Source organism: Streptomyces sp. 3330 (genome assembly GCF_031456635.1).
Taxonomy (GTDB): Bacteria; Actinomycetota; Actinomycetes; order Streptomycetales; family Streptomycetaceae; genus Streptomyces.
The window spans coordinates 236,408-252,400 of record NZ_JAVDVA010000004.1; the positions used below are offsets into that span (position 1 = coordinate 236,408).

12 protein-coding genes and 1 pseudogene are annotated in these 15,993 nt (G+C 75.3%); 3 read left to right on the forward strand and 10 right to left on the reverse strand.

All coding sequences use genetic code 11. The annotated features are described in order from the left end of the window. Positions 1-5: 5 nt before the first annotated feature. The 5 genes and pseudogenes from J2X68_RS09080 to J2X68_RS09100 all read right to left on the reverse strand — a co-directional run bounded on the left by J2X68_RS09080 (position 6) and on the right by J2X68_RS09100 (position 7,131). The gene (locus J2X68_RS09080) at positions 6-5,006 is read right to left on the reverse strand and encodes a hypothetical protein (protein WP_310431948.1); all 5,001 of its coding nucleotides are present in this window, start codon (positions 5,004-5,006) and stop codon (positions 6-8) included. Continuing rightward, positions 5,003-5,857 (reverse strand): DUF4132 domain-containing protein, encoded by an 855-nt coding sequence (locus J2X68_RS09085; RefSeq protein WP_310431949.1) that lies wholly within the window; start codon positions 5,855-5,857, stop codon positions 5,003-5,005. The genes J2X68_RS09080 and J2X68_RS09085 overlap by 4 nt, the downstream gene beginning before the upstream one ends. A 180-nt stretch (positions 5,858-6,037) precedes the next feature. Next, on the reverse strand, positions 6,038-6,427 hold the full coding sequence (locus J2X68_RS09090) for a cold-shock protein (protein ID WP_028806173.1): 390 nt from the start codon (positions 6,425-6,427) through the stop codon (positions 6,038-6,040). 88 nt (positions 6,428-6,515) lie between these two features. Further along, positions 6,516-6,653, reverse strand: a pseudogene (locus tag J2X68_RS09095) (LysR family transcriptional regulator); the annotation flags it as partial. Positions 6,654-6,744: 91 nt separating this feature from the next. Next, entirely contained in the window at positions 6,745-7,131 is a 387-nt protein-coding gene (locus J2X68_RS09100; protein WP_310431950.1) for a DUF5997 family protein, read from the reverse strand. 58 nt (positions 7,132-7,189) lie between these two features. Here J2X68_RS09100 and J2X68_RS09105 point away from each other — a divergent pair, with 58 nt between their 5' ends. Next, the gene (locus tag J2X68_RS09105; protein ID WP_310431951.1) at positions 7,190-7,999 is read left to right on the forward strand and encodes a LysR family substrate-binding domain-containing protein; all 810 of its coding nucleotides are present in this window, start codon (positions 7,190-7,192) and stop codon (positions 7,997-7,999) included. Positions 8,000-8,205: 206 nt separating this feature from the next. On the opposite strand, the gene J2X68_RS09110 is transcribed toward J2X68_RS09105, so the two are convergent. Then, a complete protein-coding gene (locus tag J2X68_RS09110; protein ID WP_310431952.1) occupies positions 8,206-8,682 on the reverse strand; it encodes an Lrp/AsnC family transcriptional regulator in 477 nt (158 codons plus the stop codon). A 302-nt stretch (positions 8,683-8,984) separates the two neighbouring features. On the opposite strand from J2X68_RS09110, the gene J2X68_RS09115 reads away from it, so the two are divergent. Together J2X68_RS09115 and J2X68_RS09120 are read left to right on the forward strand one after the other, a co-directional pair. Then, entirely contained in the window at positions 8,985-10,499 is a 1,515-nt protein-coding gene (locus J2X68_RS09115) for an FUSC family protein (RefSeq protein ID WP_310431953.1), read from the forward strand. 152 nt (positions 10,500-10,651) lie between these two features. Next, positions 10,652-11,692, forward strand: a complete 1,041-nt coding sequence (locus J2X68_RS09120; protein WP_310431954.1) for a lactonase family protein — start codon at positions 10,652-10,654, stop codon at positions 11,690-11,692. Between the two features lie 117 nt (positions 11,693-11,809). On the opposite strand, the gene J2X68_RS09125 is transcribed toward J2X68_RS09120, so the two are convergent. The 4 genes from J2X68_RS09125 to J2X68_RS09140 form a co-directional block, all read right to left on the reverse strand. Then, positions 11,810-12,733, reverse strand: a complete 924-nt coding sequence (locus tag J2X68_RS09125) for a hypothetical protein (protein WP_310431955.1) — start codon at positions 12,731-12,733, stop codon at positions 11,810-11,812. Positions 12,734-12,922: 189 nt separating this feature from the next. Next, the gene (locus tag J2X68_RS09130; protein ID WP_310431956.1) at positions 12,923-13,942 is read right to left on the reverse strand and encodes a BadF/BadG/BcrA/BcrD ATPase family protein; all 1,020 of its coding nucleotides are present in this window, start codon (positions 13,940-13,942) and stop codon (positions 12,923-12,925) included. Next, positions 13,939-14,616: a uracil-DNA glycosylase gene (locus J2X68_RS09135; protein ID WP_310431957.1), complete on the reverse strand. Its 678-nt coding sequence runs from the start codon at positions 14,614-14,616 to the stop codon at positions 13,939-13,941. Before J2X68_RS09135 ends, J2X68_RS09130 begins: the two co-directional genes overlap by 4 nt. Before the next feature lie 81 nt (positions 14,617-14,697). Next, complete coding sequence (locus J2X68_RS09140) at positions 14,698-15,783, reverse strand: exo-alpha-sialidase (RefSeq protein ID WP_310431958.1); 1,086 nt, start codon at positions 15,781-15,783, stop codon at positions 14,698-14,700. Positions 15,784-15,993: the final 210 nt, after the last annotated feature.

The following is a 15,993-nucleotide window of genomic DNA, read 5'->3' on the forward strand; positions in this document are numbered from 1 at the left end:
GGTGGTCATCGGCGGCGGCCCTTGCGGGTGGCCCGGGTGGTGAGCTGCTCGTAGGCCGGGGCGTCGCCGGAGCGGACCCGCTCCCACGCGCGCGTGAACAGGGCGGGCACGGGCATCAGCGGCACCACGCGCGCGTAGGCGCGGACCGGATAGAGGCCCTCCTTCCAGATCTCCAGCGGCAGCGCGGGCGACGACAGGTCCAGCCAGCCGCACGGCAGGAACAGGGTGCGTCCGGCGCGCGCCCGCTTGGCCTCGACGACCAGTCCGCTCGCCGCGAGTTCGGCGCGCGCCTTCTTCGCCCGGGCGGGCTTCCAGCCGGTCCAGCGGGCGCAGTTGCGGTCCGTGGGGTCCGGGAGGGCCAGCAGCTGGAGGTAGAGCGCCGCCGCGTCCTCGCCGAGACCGTGCTGCGCGGCGACCTCGGCGACCAGGCCGGGCACACTGAAGGCCGGGTCCTGGGCGTGCCCGGAGGGTCCCTCGGGATCGACCCCGGCGGCGACCGCGCGGGCCAGGTCGTCGTCGAGAAGGGTGCGCAGGGCGCGCATGCCCTCGCCCCGGCCCTGCCCGAGCAGTCCCTCCACGAGCCCGAACACCGGGTCGTCGGGAGCGCCGAGCGCGCCGGGCCGGACCAGGACGGTCTCCTGGTCGCCGTACCAGGGGCGCAGCACCAGCGCCTCGCCCACCGGGGTCAGCCCCTGGGCGTCGGCGCCCCCGGTGGCGGGCATCCCGTAGGCCTTGCGCAGTTCGACGGCGGACGAGGAGCCCTTCTCCGTCCACGCGACGTCCAGGTCGAGCAGCAGCCCTGTGTCGGCGAACCGGCGGCGCAGCGCGGCCAGGCTCTCCGGCAGGACGGCCCGCAGCGGGTGCCCGTACGGCAGCGAGTAGGCGAGTCCGGCCAGCGCGGTCACGGCGCCCGTCAGGTGGTTGCGGCCGGGCAGCGCCGCCGGGTCCTCCGCGACCAGGTTGCCGTCCTTGTCGGGCCGTTGGACGGTGGTGCGGCTGATCCACGGCGTCAGCCCGGGGTTGAGGACGTCCTCCGCGGAGCTCGTGGACAGGCCGCCGAGGGACAGCTCCCCGGCCAGGTCCTCGGGCAGCCGGACGACCTTGCCGAGCCGCTCCGCCCACACCCGGCCCGCCGCCTCGGTGTCCGGCCCGGCCGTCCACAGGTCACCGGGGTTCCCCGGCAGCAGGGCGCCGACGAGGGCCGCCCGGTCGCCGCTCCCGACCGAGGACAACAGGGCGTCGGCCAGCTCCTTCTGCCGCGGCTTCAGCCCGGTCGCGGCGATCACCTCGGCGGTCAGCTGCTTCGGCTTCCCGGCCAGCAGCAGGGCGGCCTGCAGGGGACCCAGCCCGCCGTCGGTCGCGGCGGCCAGGGCCGCGGGCGCCTCCGGCTGCCAGGGCGCCGGGCCCTTGTCCCGGACCAGTGCGGTGACGGCGCCGAGCGCGTCGGCGGGGAACACCGCCGGGTGGGGGGTCTCCCGCTCCAGCGTGAAGTGGGCGACGGCGCCGAAGGCACCGGCCGGATCGTGGTCCAGGGCGAGCCAGTGCACCCGCCCCGCCTGCCGGTCCAGGTTCTGGCAGCCGAGGACGACGACGGTACGGCCGTCCCGGCGCAGCACCTGGCCGACGCGCTCCTGCTTGTCGTGCGGCTCGCTCAGCACGACCTCGCGCAGGGCCGCACCCGGAGCGGCCAGCGGACCGTCCGCGATCGCCTCGCACAGCAGCAGCAGCGCCTCGCGGCGCTCCTCGGTCACCGTGGCGGAGGCGGCGCGGTAGGCGAGCGGACGCAGCGTGTCGAGCACCGGCGTCCACACCAGCCCGATGCCCGGCACGGTGAACTCGTCGCTGCGCCACCCCTCGGCTGCGCCGGCGGACCGGGCGGACTCGGCCAGGGGCCTGCCGTCGGCCGGCTTCCCCGACAGCACGTGGTTCACGGCGCGGACCTGCCGCAGCGTGCTCCAGCGGGCCTCGCTGCCCCACCACCCGTGCACCTCGGTGAGCCCGGTGGTGGCCTCGCGCAGCGTCGCGTCGTCGCCGTGCTCCGGCGCGAGGTCGGCGAACATGCCGTCGGTCCTGCGGCGTTCCGCCTTCGGCCGCTCGACCGGGGGCGCCACGAACGCGGCGGTCGACTCCGCCAGCCGCAGCATCGCGCGCACCACCGAGGCGACACCCCGGACGAGGCCCGTGTCACCGAGCGAGGGCAGGCAGCGGGACACGACCCCCTGGACGACCTCGTCCGCGGGCGGCACGACGGCGGCGCTCTCCGCGGTCCCGTCCACCACCTTGGCCGCCGCCAGCTGCGCCTGCCGTCGCGCCAGCGCCTCCTCGGCCGCCCGCAGCATCGCGGCCGCCTGCTCGTCGGTCAGGGCGCGCAGCACCGCCGACGCGCGCTCGTCGCGCGGGCGAAGGGCGTGCCAGAAGTCGACCGGCGGGACGAACCGGGTGCCGGCGGCGAACTCGCCGCCGCGTTCCATCGGCGTGACCCGGCCCAGCTCCCCGGCGGCGGACGGGTCGTCCCCCGCGTAGAGGGCGATCTGCCGGTGCAGGGCGACAGCCACCGGCTCGGCCCCGCCCGGCAGCCGCAGCGCGCCGAGCAGCACCCCGGGCGCCCGCCCGCCGGACCACGGCAGGGTGACGGTGCGTCCGTCCGGGGTGCCGGCGACGGAGCGCCTCTCGTCGCCCTCGCCCTCGGTGCGCACCCAGCGGCCGAGCACGGTGCCGTCCGTGCCGAACGGGCTCAGCTCCAGGCCGGGCTGGAGCGGCAGCACCGCGCAGTGCTGCTGCAGCAGGGACGCGTCCTCCCGGATGCCGGACGACAGGAACGCGGGCAGCGAGGCACGGCCGTGGGTACCGGTGGCCGGGTCGTACTCGAGCCACACCTGCTGCCGGCCCTGCCTGCCCTGGCGCCAGTACGAGGTGCCGTCGCCGAGGATGCGGCGGCTCGGCGGCACGACGGTGTCACCGGCGTGCAGGGTGCGCCCGCCGGTGGCGCGGCCGCCGCCGGGGAGGGGGATCGACGGGTCGCCCGCGTCGTTGCCGCCGTACCAGTGCGGGAGCTGCTCGCCGCCGAGCGGGAAGACGTCGGCCGGGCGGGCCGACCAGTAGCCGACCTGCTTGCCGTCCTGCCGCCACATGACGAGCAGTTCGCCGTCCGTGTAGCGGTAGCTCGGGCGCTGCCAGCGGTCCAGTGTCACGGGCAGCCGCAGGTCGTGCTCGAGCAGGATCTCCTCGGGGCCGACGACGATCACCTTGTGCGCGCGGGCGAGGATCAGCGCGGGCCATGCCTCGGTGACGCCCAGGGTGTCGTCGCGGTCGCGCTTGGTCTCGGCGTCGAGCCGGCGCAGCGCTTCGTCCAGCGCGGGCCAGCCCAGTTCGTCCAGCAGGCCGGCCCGCAGCGTGTGCCCGAGCAGCGGCGCGACGGCGTGCGCGGAGACCACGGCGACGGCCGCGGGGCTGACCCGGGCGGCGATCGTGCGGAAGGGGCGAAGCCGCTCCAGCGCCGCCCGCGCGGCGGGCAGCCCGGCGGCCGCGGCGAGCTCTCCGGCCGCGTCGTCCAGCCACGCGCGCAGCACCTCGCTGAGCACGGGGTGGGCGGCCAGCTTCTCCAGTACCTCCGCTCCGGGCCGCTGGCCGCCGAGGGTGCTGATGTCGGTGTACAGCAGGCGGCGCAGCCCGGGGTCCGCCGCGGTCGCGGTGAGGTCGCGCCGGCCGGGCAGGGACTCGCGCAGCCAGCGGTCCACGGCGAGGTACACGACCTGGTCGGGACCGGGCAGCGTCAGGGGCACGCCCTGGGCCGCGCACAGGTCGAGCAGGTCGAGATCGGCGCCGGCGTGCCAGCGGCCCGTGCAGAGGTCGACGGGACGGCCCAGGTCACGCAGCCGCGGTCCCATCCGCTCCACCAGGGCGAGGGTGGCCGGGGAGCGGCCGCTGACATTGCCGCCGTGCTTGCGGTGCAGGGCCCACCGGCCGAGCCAGTCCGCCGGGTCCACGTCGGACGCCGTCTCACCGGTGAGGAGCAGATCCGCCCCGCACTCCGCGAGCAGCGCCAGCCAGAACTCGTCGTCCTCGACGGAACGCCCCAGGCCGGAGGGCATGATCTCGAGCAGCCGCTCGCGCACCTCCGGCCGCCGCTCGGCGAGGACGGCGAGGATCGCCCGGTAGGCGTTCCAGAAGGACGCGGGAGCCCGCACCGCGGCGGGGGAGGCGAGCAGGTCGGCGACCAGGCCGCACTCCTCGGTGACCCGGTCCAGACCGGCGGCCTTGATCAGCCCGCGCGCGTCCTGCGGCAGGGACGCGTACGGCGGCATCCCGGCCGCGCAGCGCTCCACGGTCAACTGCCGGAACTGCGACCAGGCCTCGGCGGCGTCGAGCCGTGCCGCGAGGGCCTTGACGTGCTCCTTGAGGGCCTTGACGGTGAGCGCCCCGGCGAACGCGAACTCCAGGAAGACGGCCCGCTGCCGCTCCTCGTCCACCTTCAGCGCGTGCACCCGCTCGGCTTCGCGGGCCTTGCCGAAGAAGGCGGAGGCGTAGGTGGTGTTCTCGTGCTGGAGGAAGACGCGGGCGGCCTGCTCGTAGAACGTGGGCAGGAAGTGCGGTACGGCCCGGCCGAGCCGGGTGCCGAGCGCCTCGAAGCCGTCCTTGGCGTTGCCGGGACGGGACTTGGCCTGCCGCGCGAGCCGCTCCACGTCCTTGACCAGCGCCAGCGCGTGGTGGCCGTTGGCCGGGTCGTGGACCAGCGCCCAGGCCGGGAAGCCGAGAGTCTCCCGGCGCACCTGGCCGACCTCCGGGGTCTCCGGGTCCCGGGCCAGCCCGAGGAAGTCCAGCGCCAGGTCCTCGGCCTCGCCCAGGGTGCCCGGCACGAGCCGTACGATCTGCCGGTCGTCCAGCGCCGGGTGGGTGTACCGGCGGACGGTGAGCGTGTCGGCGTCCTCGCGGGAGGTGCTCCCCGGCGGCAGCACGGCGCCCGCGTCGAGCAGCGCGCCGGCGGTGGTCTCGTCGTAGGTCGTCATGCCGCCCGCTCCTCGTCCTCGATGTCCCGCCCGGCGTACAGCGCGGCCGCCATGCGCATGCCCTCGGACCAGGCCACCGGCCCGATCTGACCGAGCTTCAGCACCCGGCCGGCGGAGTCGGTGAACACCAGGGGCCCGGTCTCCGCCTCCTCGTAACCCTCGTAGTCGCCGACCCACACGCGGGCCTCGACGGTGCGGTTCTCCTCGAGGACGGAGGTGACGGCGTGACCGCCGCGCACCCGGTAGCCGAGCTGGGTGACCCGGCCGTGCAGGAACCGCTGTTCCTTGAACGAGCCGCCCGCGTACTCCTCGACCGCGGTGCCCTCCGCGTCGAGGGCCGCCGGCCGCCGCCACACCTCGCGGAACAACTGCTGGGCGCGCTGCTCGACGCCGAGCTCGACGGCGAACTCCCGCAGCTCCTCCAGGTCGTCGAGGAGCACGGGGTGCGGGAGGCGGACCAGGTCGGGCGTGATGCGCACGGTGTCGCCGTCGAGGTCGACGAGGCCGAGTCCGCGCTCGGGGCCGGCGTCCCGCAGGAAACCGGCCACCTCGCCGTCGGGCCCGGTGACGACGAGGTCGCGCAGCGCGGCCTGCCAGGCGGGGTCGGGCCAGACCTGGGCGACGACGGCGAACGGCACCGGCAGCGAGCGCACCATCCACCGCTCCACGTCGGCCAGGCACCGGCGTTCGTGGCGCTCCAGCCACTCGGTGAGCTGGCGCAGGCCCACCACCGCCGGCTCGTCGGCGATCTTGGGCGGCACGGACTTCAACCGCCGCCCCGCCGCGTTGCGGCACACCACCTTGCCGTCATCGAGGGCGACTTCGTAGTCGCCGGCCGACACCCACCCCATGTGTGCCTCCCGCACCCGCAGTGATCAAGTGACGGGAACTGTAGATCAGGCCACTGACAACGGGATCCGGAAGGCGGCGGGGTGGGCGGCACTCCGTCGTCCGGCAGGGCGAGACCGCAGGTCAGCGTCCTGCGGCGGGCTCCCCCCTGGGCATCGCGCGGCCCCGGGCGGCCGCAGGTCTCAGCCTTCGACCCAGCCGTGGTTCTTCGCGAACTGCGCCAGGCCGGCCCGCACCTGGACGATCTGCTCACCGGTGAGCGAGGGCGCCGCCGTCAGCAGCGCCTCGGTGACGTCCCGGGTGAACTCCTCGGTGCTCAGCACATCGCACAGGACGTCGTCGTCGGCGGCCAGGGGCTTGCCGTCCGCACCCCGCGCGAGCCGTACGTCGGACGCCTTCGGACCGCGTTCGCCGTCCTCGATCTCGAACTCCACCACGATGCCCCGGCGCACCTGCGACTCGGGCATCAGCATGTCGTTGACGTGCAGGAAGACATCCTCACCGCCGTCGTCGGGGGCGATGAAGCCGTAACCTCGCTGACTGTCGAAACGCACCACACGACCAGCAACCATCCCAACCCCCAGCAACCTCGAAACACCCACGTCGGTGAACCTGCCCAGATCGTAGTCAAAGCGACGGTCCGCGGGCGACTCCGGGGATTCAGGGCGCGCGGTACAGCGTGGTGAGCAGTTCGACCACGGCCTGCGTCACGGGGTGCGGGTCGTCGCGCCACCACACCAGCCGGACGGCGACGGGCTCGGCGTCCCGCACCGGGCGGTAGACGACACCGGGCCTGGGGCAGCGGCTCGGCCTCGTGGACTGGTCGGCGATCGTCGCCGTCGTCGGCGCGAACGCCCTCGCCGTCCTCGTGCCGCGCCGCTGAGCGGGATCAGGACCCGGCGCGCTCGGCGTTGCGCTTCTTGATGCGGACGGTCTCCTTGCGCACCTCGGCCTGCGTGGCGCGCTCCTTATCCAGCCACTCGGGCCTGGCGTCCTTGAGGGCCTCGATCTGCTCGGTGGTGAGCGCCTCCGTCACTCCCGCGCGGGCCAGGCCCGCGATGGAGACGCCCAGCTTGGCCGCGACCACCGGGCGGGGGTGCGGGCCGGTCTCGCGCAGCGTGACCAGCCACGCGGGCGGGTTCGCCTGGAGCTCGTTCAGCTCGGTGCGCGAGACGACGCCCTCCTGGAACTCGGCGGGCGTGGCGGGGAGGTGCACACCCAGCTTCTTCGCCGCCGTGGCGGGCTTCATCGTCTGGGTGCTCTGCTGCGACTTCATGCGCTCCAGGGTATCGGCCGCGGCTAAGACCTCCGACCACAGCCGGTAACCTGGCGGGATGACCGACTCGGCGGACTCCTCCTCGTTCCGGCTCGCGTACGTCCCCGGAGTGACGCCCGCCAAGTGGGTGCGGATCTGGGCGGAGCGCCTGCCCGACACCCCCCTCGACCTCCTCCAGGTGACCCCCGCGGAAGCCTCCGACGTCTTGCGCGAGGGCGCCGCGGACGCCGCCTTCGTGCGCCTTCCGGTCGACCGGACGGTGTTCAGCGCGATCCCTCTCTACACGGAGACCACCGTCGTCGTGGTCCCCCGGGACCACGTGATCACCGCGGCCGAGGAGGTCACGGTGGCCGACCTCGCCGACGAGGTGGTCCTGCACCCGCTGGACGACGTCCTCGGCTGGGAGCGGCCGCCCGGAGAGGCCGCCTTCGAGCGTCCGGCGACCACCGAGGACGCGATCGAGCTGGTCGCGGCGAACATCGGCGTGCTGGTCGTGCCCCAGTCCCTGGCCCGTCTCCACCACCGCAAGGACCTCACCTACCGGACGATCGTCGACGCCCCCCGGTCGGACATCGCCCTCGCCTGGCCCGAGGACGCGACCACCGAGCTGGTCGAGGACTTCATCGGCATCGTCCGCGGCCGCACCGTCAACAGCACGCGCGGCCGTGCCCAGCAGGCCCCGGCGGCGGACCGCAAGGGCGAGCGCGAGCGTCGGAAGCCGCAGGCGGGCGGCGGTGCGGGCAAGGGCGGCGCCGGGGGTTCCCGCGGCCGCGGAGGCGCCGCGAAGGGCGGGGCTGCGAAGGGCGGGGCCGCGAAGGGCGGCGGCCGGCGGGGTACCGGCGGCGGCAAGCCCCGCCGCCGGCCGTGACGGCCTTTTCTCGTCAGGGCACGTGCCTCGAAGAACGGGGCGAACCCCGGTGCCGTCGAGGGTGAGGTGCGGCGGCTTCCCGCTCACCGGGGCGAGGGAGGGCGGCAGGTCGCCGGAGACGGCCGCGTTCCGGCCTCCGGGCGGTCGGACCCGGTGGCGGGAGAGCGTCGGCGGTCCCGGCGGGACGGCAACGCGCGAAGCGGCCGCTAGCCCGAGGCCGCTCGCCCGATCGACTCCACCAGGGGCAGCAGCCGGTGCGGCACCCGCTCGCGCAGGGCGACCTCGGTACGGGTGCGGACCACACCGGGCAGGCTGATCAGCTTCTGGATCACGTCCTCCAGGTGGGCGTTGTCGCGCGCCACGACCCGGGTGATGAGGTCGCCTCCACCGGTGATGGAGAACGCCTCGACGATCTCCGGCACGGCGGCCAGCGCGTCGCCCACGTCGTCGAGGTGCCCCTGGGTGACCTCGATGTGCACGAACGCGAGCACCGGATGGCCCAGCGCGGCGGGCGAGAGCGACGGCGCCGTGCCGGTGATCACGCCGTCCCGCTCCAGCCGGTCGAGCCGGGCCTGCAGGGTGCCGCGCGCGACGCCGAGGACGCGGGCGTACTCCCGCACGCTCGTCCGCGGCTGTTCGAGCAGCAGGCGCAGGATGCGGGTGTCCAGCTCGTCCACGGCCATCCGGCGGCCCTCCTCGCGCGTTCGTGATCATCGCCGACTGTACCAATGGCCCAGTGCGACGGCCGGTGCCCGGGCCGTCGGCGGTGCGGGCGCCGCCGCTGAGGCCGTCGGGGGGAGTGTGCCGTTGGCAGGCTGGTGGCCGAGGAGCGGCCGTTCTGGATGGGCCATTGGCCCAGTCGGACCGTGCCCTGTTGAACCACCAGCCCTCCGGGTGATGAAATGGCGGAGTCGATGGCGCTGCGGATCCCCGCGGCGCCTTTCTCATGCGGTGGTGCGTCAGGGTGGGGAAAGGGCGGGGCAGCTTGCTGAAGAGGGCGTTCATGGCACCGGATCCGGGACGGGTGCGACTGCGGTTCGCCTCCCGGGCCGTGCTCGGCATCGGGCTCGCCGTCGCGCTGTGCGGGCTGGCCGGGCACTCGCTGGTGGCGGCCATCACCGGGGGCCTGGCCGCGCTGCTCGCGCTGTTCACGGTGACGGACGCGACGGTGCGCGGACAGGCCGTGACCACCGCCCTGCTCCCGGCCGTCGGGCTGCCGGTGCTGGCTCTCGCCGCTCTGCTGCACGACGTGCCCGTCGCCCGTGACGTGGCCTTCCTCGCCGTGGTCGGCGCCGGGGTGTACGCGCGGCGCTGGGGACCGCGCGGGCACGCGCTCGGGGTGTTCGCGTTCATGACCTTCTTCGCCGCCCAGTTCCTGCACACCGTCCCCGGCCAGCTGCCCGAGCTGTGCGCGGCCGTCCTGCTGTCGGTCGGCGCGTCGTCCGCGGTGCGGTTCGGGATCTGGCCCTACGAACGCCGGCTGCCGGCGCCGACGGCCGTCGCCCCGCCGACCGGCGGGACGGGACTGGCCCGGATCACCACGCGGCAGGCGACGCAGGCGACCGTGGGCGCCGGGATCGCCCTCGTCGCCGGGCAGGCCCTGTCGGACCAGCGGTGGTACTGGGCCGTGGGCGCCACCTGGTGGGTGTTCGTGAACACGACCTCGCGCGGCGAGACCCTCGTGCGGGGGTTCCGGCGGTTCCTCGGGACCGTCCTCGGGATCGTGCTGGGCCTGGTCGTGGCCCTTCCCCTGCACGGCGAGCCGGTGGCGACCGCCGTCGTCGTGGCGGTCGGCGTCTTCGGGATCTTCTACTCGGCCGCCGTGTCGTACACCTGGATGATGCTCGCCGTCACCGTCATGGCGAGCGCCCTGTACGGGCTGCTCGGCCTGCTCGACCCGGCGCTCCTCGCCCTGCGGGTGACCGAGACGGCCGTCGGGGCGCTGGGGGCCGCGCTGGCGGTGCTGCTGGTGCTGCCGGTGACCACGCACGCCGTCACCGAGGCCTGGGTCGAGCGCGCGCTGCGCTGTGTGCACCTGTGCACCGCCGAGGCCGCCGCCCGGCTCGCCGGTTCCGCGGCGGCGGACCCGGCCCGGCGGGTGGCCGAGCTGGAGCAGATCCTCGCCCGGGTCCGGCTGTCCCTGGCGCCGCTGGTGCATCCGCTCAGCCCGCTGCGGGCGCGCAAGGGCCGGGCCCGGCACGTGCTGGAGCTGCTCGACGACTGCGCCCGCGAGGTGCGCGGGCTGGCCTCGGTCGCCGCGGACCCCGAGGCCTCGCACGACGCACGCCTCGTCGCCGCCTGCTGGCGGGTGGAGGCGGCCGTCGAGGCGCTCACCGCCGCACCGGGCGACGGACGGCCCCGCCCCGCCGCCGAGACCGACGTCGTGCCGGCCGGCGCGGCGGCCGAGCCGGTGCTCGCCCACCTGCACGCCCTGGAGCGGGCACTCCTCGAACTCGCCGTGCCCCTGCGCGGTGCCTCCCGCGTCTCCGTCGGCGCCTGAGCGGACCCGGCCTGCGGCCGCGGCGGGCCGCCGCCCGGGCGTCGTCGCCCGGCCGAGCGAGCGCGCCTGGTCTAGACCGCTGGTGATCGACTGCTACGGTCACCCGAGCAGCAGCGTCAGCAGCGGCAGCGGCGACCCGGGAGGGGACAGCGGTGGCAGACCTCGGCGGAAGGCGACGGCGGGCGTTCATCGGCTCGTTCACGGCGGCCGGAGGGCCCGGGATCGTGGCCGCCGCCGTGGATCCGGTCAGCGGTGCGCTGACCGTCCTGAGCAGCGTGAACGGCGTTCCCGACCCCTCGTACCTGGCCCTGTCGGCCTCCGGCGACACGCTGTACGCGGTCAGCGAGACGGCGGACGGCGCGGTGGCCGCGTACCGGGTGACGGGCGACGCGCCGGAGCAGACCGGGCCGCCCGTGCCGGTCGGCGGCAGCGGACCCACGCACCTCAGCGTGTTCGACGGACACGTCCTCACCGCCAACTACGGCTCCGGCAGCGTCTCCGCCGTCCCGGTCCGCGCCGACGGCAGCCTGGCCCGGGTCGCCTCCGGCGTCCTCCGGCACACCGGCTCGGGCCCGCACACGCGGCGCCAGCAAGGCCCCCACGCCCACCAGGTCCAGCCCGACCCGACCGGGCGCTGGGCGGTCAGCGTGGACCTCGGGACGGATTCGGTGCGGGTGTGCGCGCTGCGCGAGGGCAGCCCCGTCCTGCACCGTGAGCACGCGCTGCGCCCCGGATCCGGGCCGCGCCACCTGGCCTTCCACCCGGGGGGCGGGTACGCCTATGTGGTCAACGAGCTCACCCCGACCGTCACCGTCTGCCGCTGGGACGCCTCGGACGGCTCGCTGAAGCCGCTGGCCGAGGTCGCCGTCCTGCCCGGCGCTCCGGCCGGGGACGCCTACCCGTCGGGCGTCGCCGTCTCGCCCGACGGCCGGTTCGTGTGGATCGCCACCCGGGGCGAGGACGTGCTCTCGGTGTTCGCCGTGGAGGGCGCGGGGGAGTCGCTGCGGCTGGTCGGGACCGTGCCCTGCGCCGGGCACTGGCCGCGGGCCGTCGCCGAATCCGGCGGCTTCCTCTACGTCGCGAACGAGCGCTCGGGCGACGTCACCTGGTTCTCCCTCGACCCGGCGACCGGCCTGCCCCGGCGGGCCGGTTCGATCGCGGTCCCCGCCGCCTCCTGCGTGGTCCTCGGCTGACCGTCCCCGCTGTCCGGCGCCCGGGCCGGCCGCGCGCCGTCCTGCATCCGCCGACGCCGAAGGGCCCGCTCCACACCCGGAGCGGGCCCTTCGTCCGTACGACGTCCCTGCGGCGGCTCAGCGGACCGGCGCGCCCTGGGGCTGCGGCGGGGCGATACCGAGCGCGGTCGTGTACTTGGCCAGCGCGAGCTTGCCGATGGCCGGGTACGGGCCGAGCGCCTCGGCGGCGGCGCAACCTGCCTCCCTGGCCGCCTCCTCGATCAGCGTGGCGTCGATCTCCGGGCCGATCAGGTAGGGCGCCAGCGCCAGCTGCTGGGAGCCGGAGGTGCGCAGCTGCTCGGCGACGGAGGCGATGGAGCCCTCCTGGTCGAGAGCCGCGGCCATCACCGGCACGGCGAGGCGCGCGGCGAGCAGCATGCCGGTGATCCCGGCGGCCTGCACGGCCTCCTCGCCGCCCACGGAGGCGAGGATGATGCCGTCCGCGGCCGTCGCCACGGTGAACAGCCGGGCGCGGTCGGCGCGGGCCAGGCCCGCCTCGGACAGCCGCACGTGCAGGGCCTCGGCGAGCAGCGGGTGCGGGCCGAGCACATCGGTCAGCTCGGCCGCGATCCGGCTCTCCATGACGGCCTGGCGGACCTGGCGCAGCAGCGCGCTGTCGGGACCGGCCAGCAGCGGCACGACGACGCCCACCGGGCCGTCGGGCTCCTTGACGTCCAGTCCGGCGGCGCGGGCCTGCTCGAAGCGGGCGGTGCGCTCGTCGGCGGCGTGCGCGAGAACGGACTGGAGGGTGGGGAAACCGTTGTCGTCCCCGTCCAGGTAGCCGATGCGGGCGTCGAGGCCGGGCAGCTCGGAGCGGGCGATGCTCACGATCTCCTCGGCGAGGCCGCGCGTGGCGGCGCTCGGCGGACCAGGCACCGCGAGGACGAGCGCGGGCGCGCCCTCGGGAGCCGCCAGCGGCTCGGGTCGGCGGTGCCGCCCGGGCTGGCGAGGCCGCGGCATTCGTACTGGCAGGCCGGACGCGGGCCCAGTGGGGGAGCTCATGGCGACGCATGTTACTGGCTTCCTGGGCTCCCCTGTTCGGGGAGGGTGCACGTGAGCGGTATCCGTCCGGTTTTGTCTGATGAGTTACGTACGGATCAGAAGTGATCAGCGTGTTTTCCAGGCGACTTGCCCGCGGAGGCGGTAATCCCCCTCTTTGGGTCATGACGTACTTTCTCTACGCATGATGCATCAGGCGGGGTTCACCACCGAGAACAGGATTCCGTCGCTCGGCAGCGTGAGCGCGCCCGTCGCCAGTCCGACGGCGATGCGCACGGCGCCGTCCAGCGGATCGCCCTCGGCCGGCACCCGCACGGCGTGCGGCAGCAGCCGCGCCAGTTCCTCCTCCAGCGGGACGAGGAGGGGGGCGCCCATGCCGAACAGGCCCCCGGTGAGCGCGATCCGGGGCGCTCCGCCGGCCGGGCAGACGGCGGCCGCCGACCCGGCCATGTGCCGGGCCGCGTCGCGCAGAACGCCCGCGGCGACCGGATCCTCCCGGGCGCACGCGGCCACCTCCGGCGCGAAGGAGGCGAGAACGGCCGGGCGGTCGGGACGCGGGTACAGCTGACCGGGCAGCCCGGGCATCGGCCCGAACCGCTCCTCGGCCCGGGCCAGCAGCGCGGCCGACCCGCCGGGACGCCCGTCGTACGCGCGCAGGGCGGCATCCAGACCGGCCCGCCCGATCCACGCGCCGCTGCCGCAGTCGCCGAGCAGATGGCCCCAGCCGTCCGCCCGCTGCCATGCCGTCAGGTCCGTGCCGATCGCGATCAGGCCCGTGCCCGCGGCCACCACGGCGCCCGGCCGCGGTCCGAGGGCGCCGACATAGGCGGTGACGGCGTCGGCGGCGAGCGCGGTCGTGCGGACGCCGAACTCCCGCGCCAGGGCGCCCGGCAGCTCGGCGCGCAGGGCGTCGCCCAGGGTGCCGAGCCCCGCCGCGCCCACGACCGCCGTCGCGGGCCGACAGACACCGGTCTCCACCGACAACGCCCTGACCAGCGGGGTCAGTTGAGCCATCAGATGGTCCGGGTCGATGCCCCGCGCACCGGTGCGCACGGGCACCGGCGACGAGCGTCGCCCGAGAGCACCGCGCTCGGCGGTGCCCAGGACGGCCCGGAGACCGGAACCGCCCGAGTCCACGGCGAGGACGCCGCCGCCGGAGCCGGCCGCGGAGCCGGTCCCGGCCCCGTCGCCCGGACCGGCGCCGACGGTCACGGCAGGCGCCAGTCCACCGGCTGACCCCCCTGCCGGACCAGCAGGTCGTTCGCCCTGCTGAACGGCCGCGAGCCGAAGAAGCCGCGGTCCGCCGACATGGGGGAGGGGTGCGCGGACTCCACCGAGGGCAGATCCCCGAGCAGTGGACGCAGATTGCGGGCGTCGCGGCCCCACAGGATCGACACCAGGGGCTTGCCGCGCGCCGCCAGCGCCCGTATCGCCTGCTCGGTGACCTCCTCCCAGCCCTTCCCGCGGTGGGCGGCCGGCTTGCGCGGGGCGGTGGTGAGCGCCCTGTTGAGCAGCAGCACCCCCTGGCGCGTCCACGGCGTCAGATCGCCGTTGGACGGCTGCGGCAGGCCGAGGTCGGTGTTCAGCTCCCGGTATATGTTGATCAGGCTGCCGGGCAGCGGGCGGACCTCCGGAGCGACCGAGAACGACAGACCGACCGCGTGCCCGGGCGTCGGATACGGGTCCTGTCCGACGATCAGGACGCGGACGTCGTCGAAGGGCTGCTGGAAGGCCCGCAGGACGTTCTGTCCGGCAGGGAGGTAGGTGCGTCCCGCGGCGATCTCCGCGCGCAGGAAGTCGCCCATCTCGGCGATCTTCCCGGCCACGGGTGCAAGGGCCTCGGCCCAGCCCGGTTCGACGATTTCATGCAAGGGTCGTGGTGCCACGGCGTCACCCTACTGCCGTACGCACGGCGCTGATCAACCGGTGGCCGGGGCCGGACGGCCGGGCCTCGCGCGTGCGTCGGTTCATCCGACCACCGCGGCCCGTACGCACAGGACGTCCGGCAGGTGCGAGGCCAACTGCCGCCAGCTGTCGCCGTCGTCGGCCGAGGCGAACACCTCGCCGTTGCGGTTGCCGAAGTACACGCCCGCCGGGTCCCCGTCGTCCGTGCACAGCGCGTCGCGCAGCACCGTGCCGTAGTGGTCCTCCTGCGGCAGGCCGGCCGTGAGCGGCTCCCAGCTCCGGCCCGCGTCGGAGGTGCGGAAGACCCGGCACCGGCGGTCGGCGGGCACCCGGTCCGCGTCGGCGTTGATCGGGAACACGTACGCCGTGTCCCCGCGCGTCGGGTGCGCGGCGACGGCGAAGCCGAAGGTGGAGGGCAGGCCCGCGCCGATGTCGGTCCACCGCCCGCCCCCGTCGTCGCTCCGGTAGACCCCCCAGTGGTTCTGGAGGTAGAGGCGGTCCGGGTTCGCCGCGTCCCTCGCGACCTTGTGCACGCACTGGCCGAACTCCGGGTTCGGATCCGGCAGGAACACCGCCGAGACACCGGAGTTGGCCGGCGCCCAGCTCGCGCCGCCGTCGCTCGTGCGGAACACCCCGGCCGTCGACACGGCAACGGTCACCGACCGCGGGTCGCGGGTGTCGGTGAGGACGGTGTGCAGGCCCTCGCCGCCGCCGCCCGGCACCCACTTCGAGCGGGTGGGGTGCTCCCACAGCGGGCGCACCAGCTCGAAGCTCTCGCCACGGTCCCGCGAGCGGTACAGCGCGGCCGGTTCCGTGCCCGCGTACACCACGTCCGGCTCGGCCGCCGCCGGGTGCAGCTGCCACACCCGCTCCAGCGAGGCGTCCGTGTCCTGCGGGAACTTGACGGCGGGCGCGGCCGGTTCGGTCCAGGTCCGCCCCAGGTCGTCGGAGTGGAACACCGACGGGCCCCAGTGCGCGCTGTCGCCCCCGGCCAGCAGCCGCGGCCGGTCGCCGCGGGTGTCGATGGCGACCGAGTAGATCGCCTGTGCGTTGAAGTAGGGGGACTCGTCGAACTCCCATGAGCCACCGCGCCGGCGCCCGATGAACAGGCCCTTGCGCGTGCCCACGGCGAGCAGTGTCTCGGTCATGCCGCTCACCTCCGCGGTGTCTGTCCGTGACGTCCTCGTCCCGGACACCGGCCAGTTTGCACCCCACCACTGACAGTCACCTCTGGAAACGCCGTCGCCGCAGGTCACGGCGGCGACGGCGGGTCTGGACCGCATGACATCGGCCACTTTCGCGGGGACGCCTGCGCGGACGCCGGGGCCGTGGGACCGTCGGGACGAGGGATTCGGCCT

Bases quoted from the DNA above. Each gene is read 5' to 3' on its own strand.
- J2X68_RS09085 (WP_310431949.1), bottom strand. From the start codon at position 5,857: ATGGGGTGGGTGTCGGCCGGCGACTACGAAGTCGCCCTCGATGACGGC.
- J2X68_RS09140 (WP_310431958.1), bottom strand. From the start codon at position 15,783: ATGACCGAGACACTGCTCGCCGTGGGCACGCGCAAGGGCCTGTTCATC.
- J2X68_RS09090 (WP_028806173.1), bottom strand. From the start codon at position 6,427: ATGGTTGCTGGTCGTGTGGTGCGTTTCGACAGTCAGCGAGGTTACGGC.
- J2X68_RS09105 (WP_310431951.1), top strand. From the start codon at position 7,190: ATGACCGACTCGGCGGACTCCTCCTCGTTCCGGCTCGCGTACGTCCCC.
- J2X68_RS09125 (WP_310431955.1), bottom strand. From the start codon at position 12,733: ATGAGCTCCCCCACTGGGCCCGCGTCCGGCCTGCCAGTACGAATGCCG.
- J2X68_RS09110 (WP_310431952.1), bottom strand. From the start codon at position 8,682: ATGGCCGTGGACGAGCTGGACACCCGCATCCTGCGCCTGCTGCTCGAA.
- J2X68_RS09080 (WP_310431948.1), bottom strand. From the start codon at position 5,006: ATGACGACCTACGACGAGACCACCGCCGGCGCGCTGCTCGACGCGGGC.
- J2X68_RS09100 (WP_310431950.1), bottom strand. From the start codon at position 7,131: ATGAAGTCGCAGCAGAGCACCCAGACGATGAAGCCCGCCACGGCGGCG.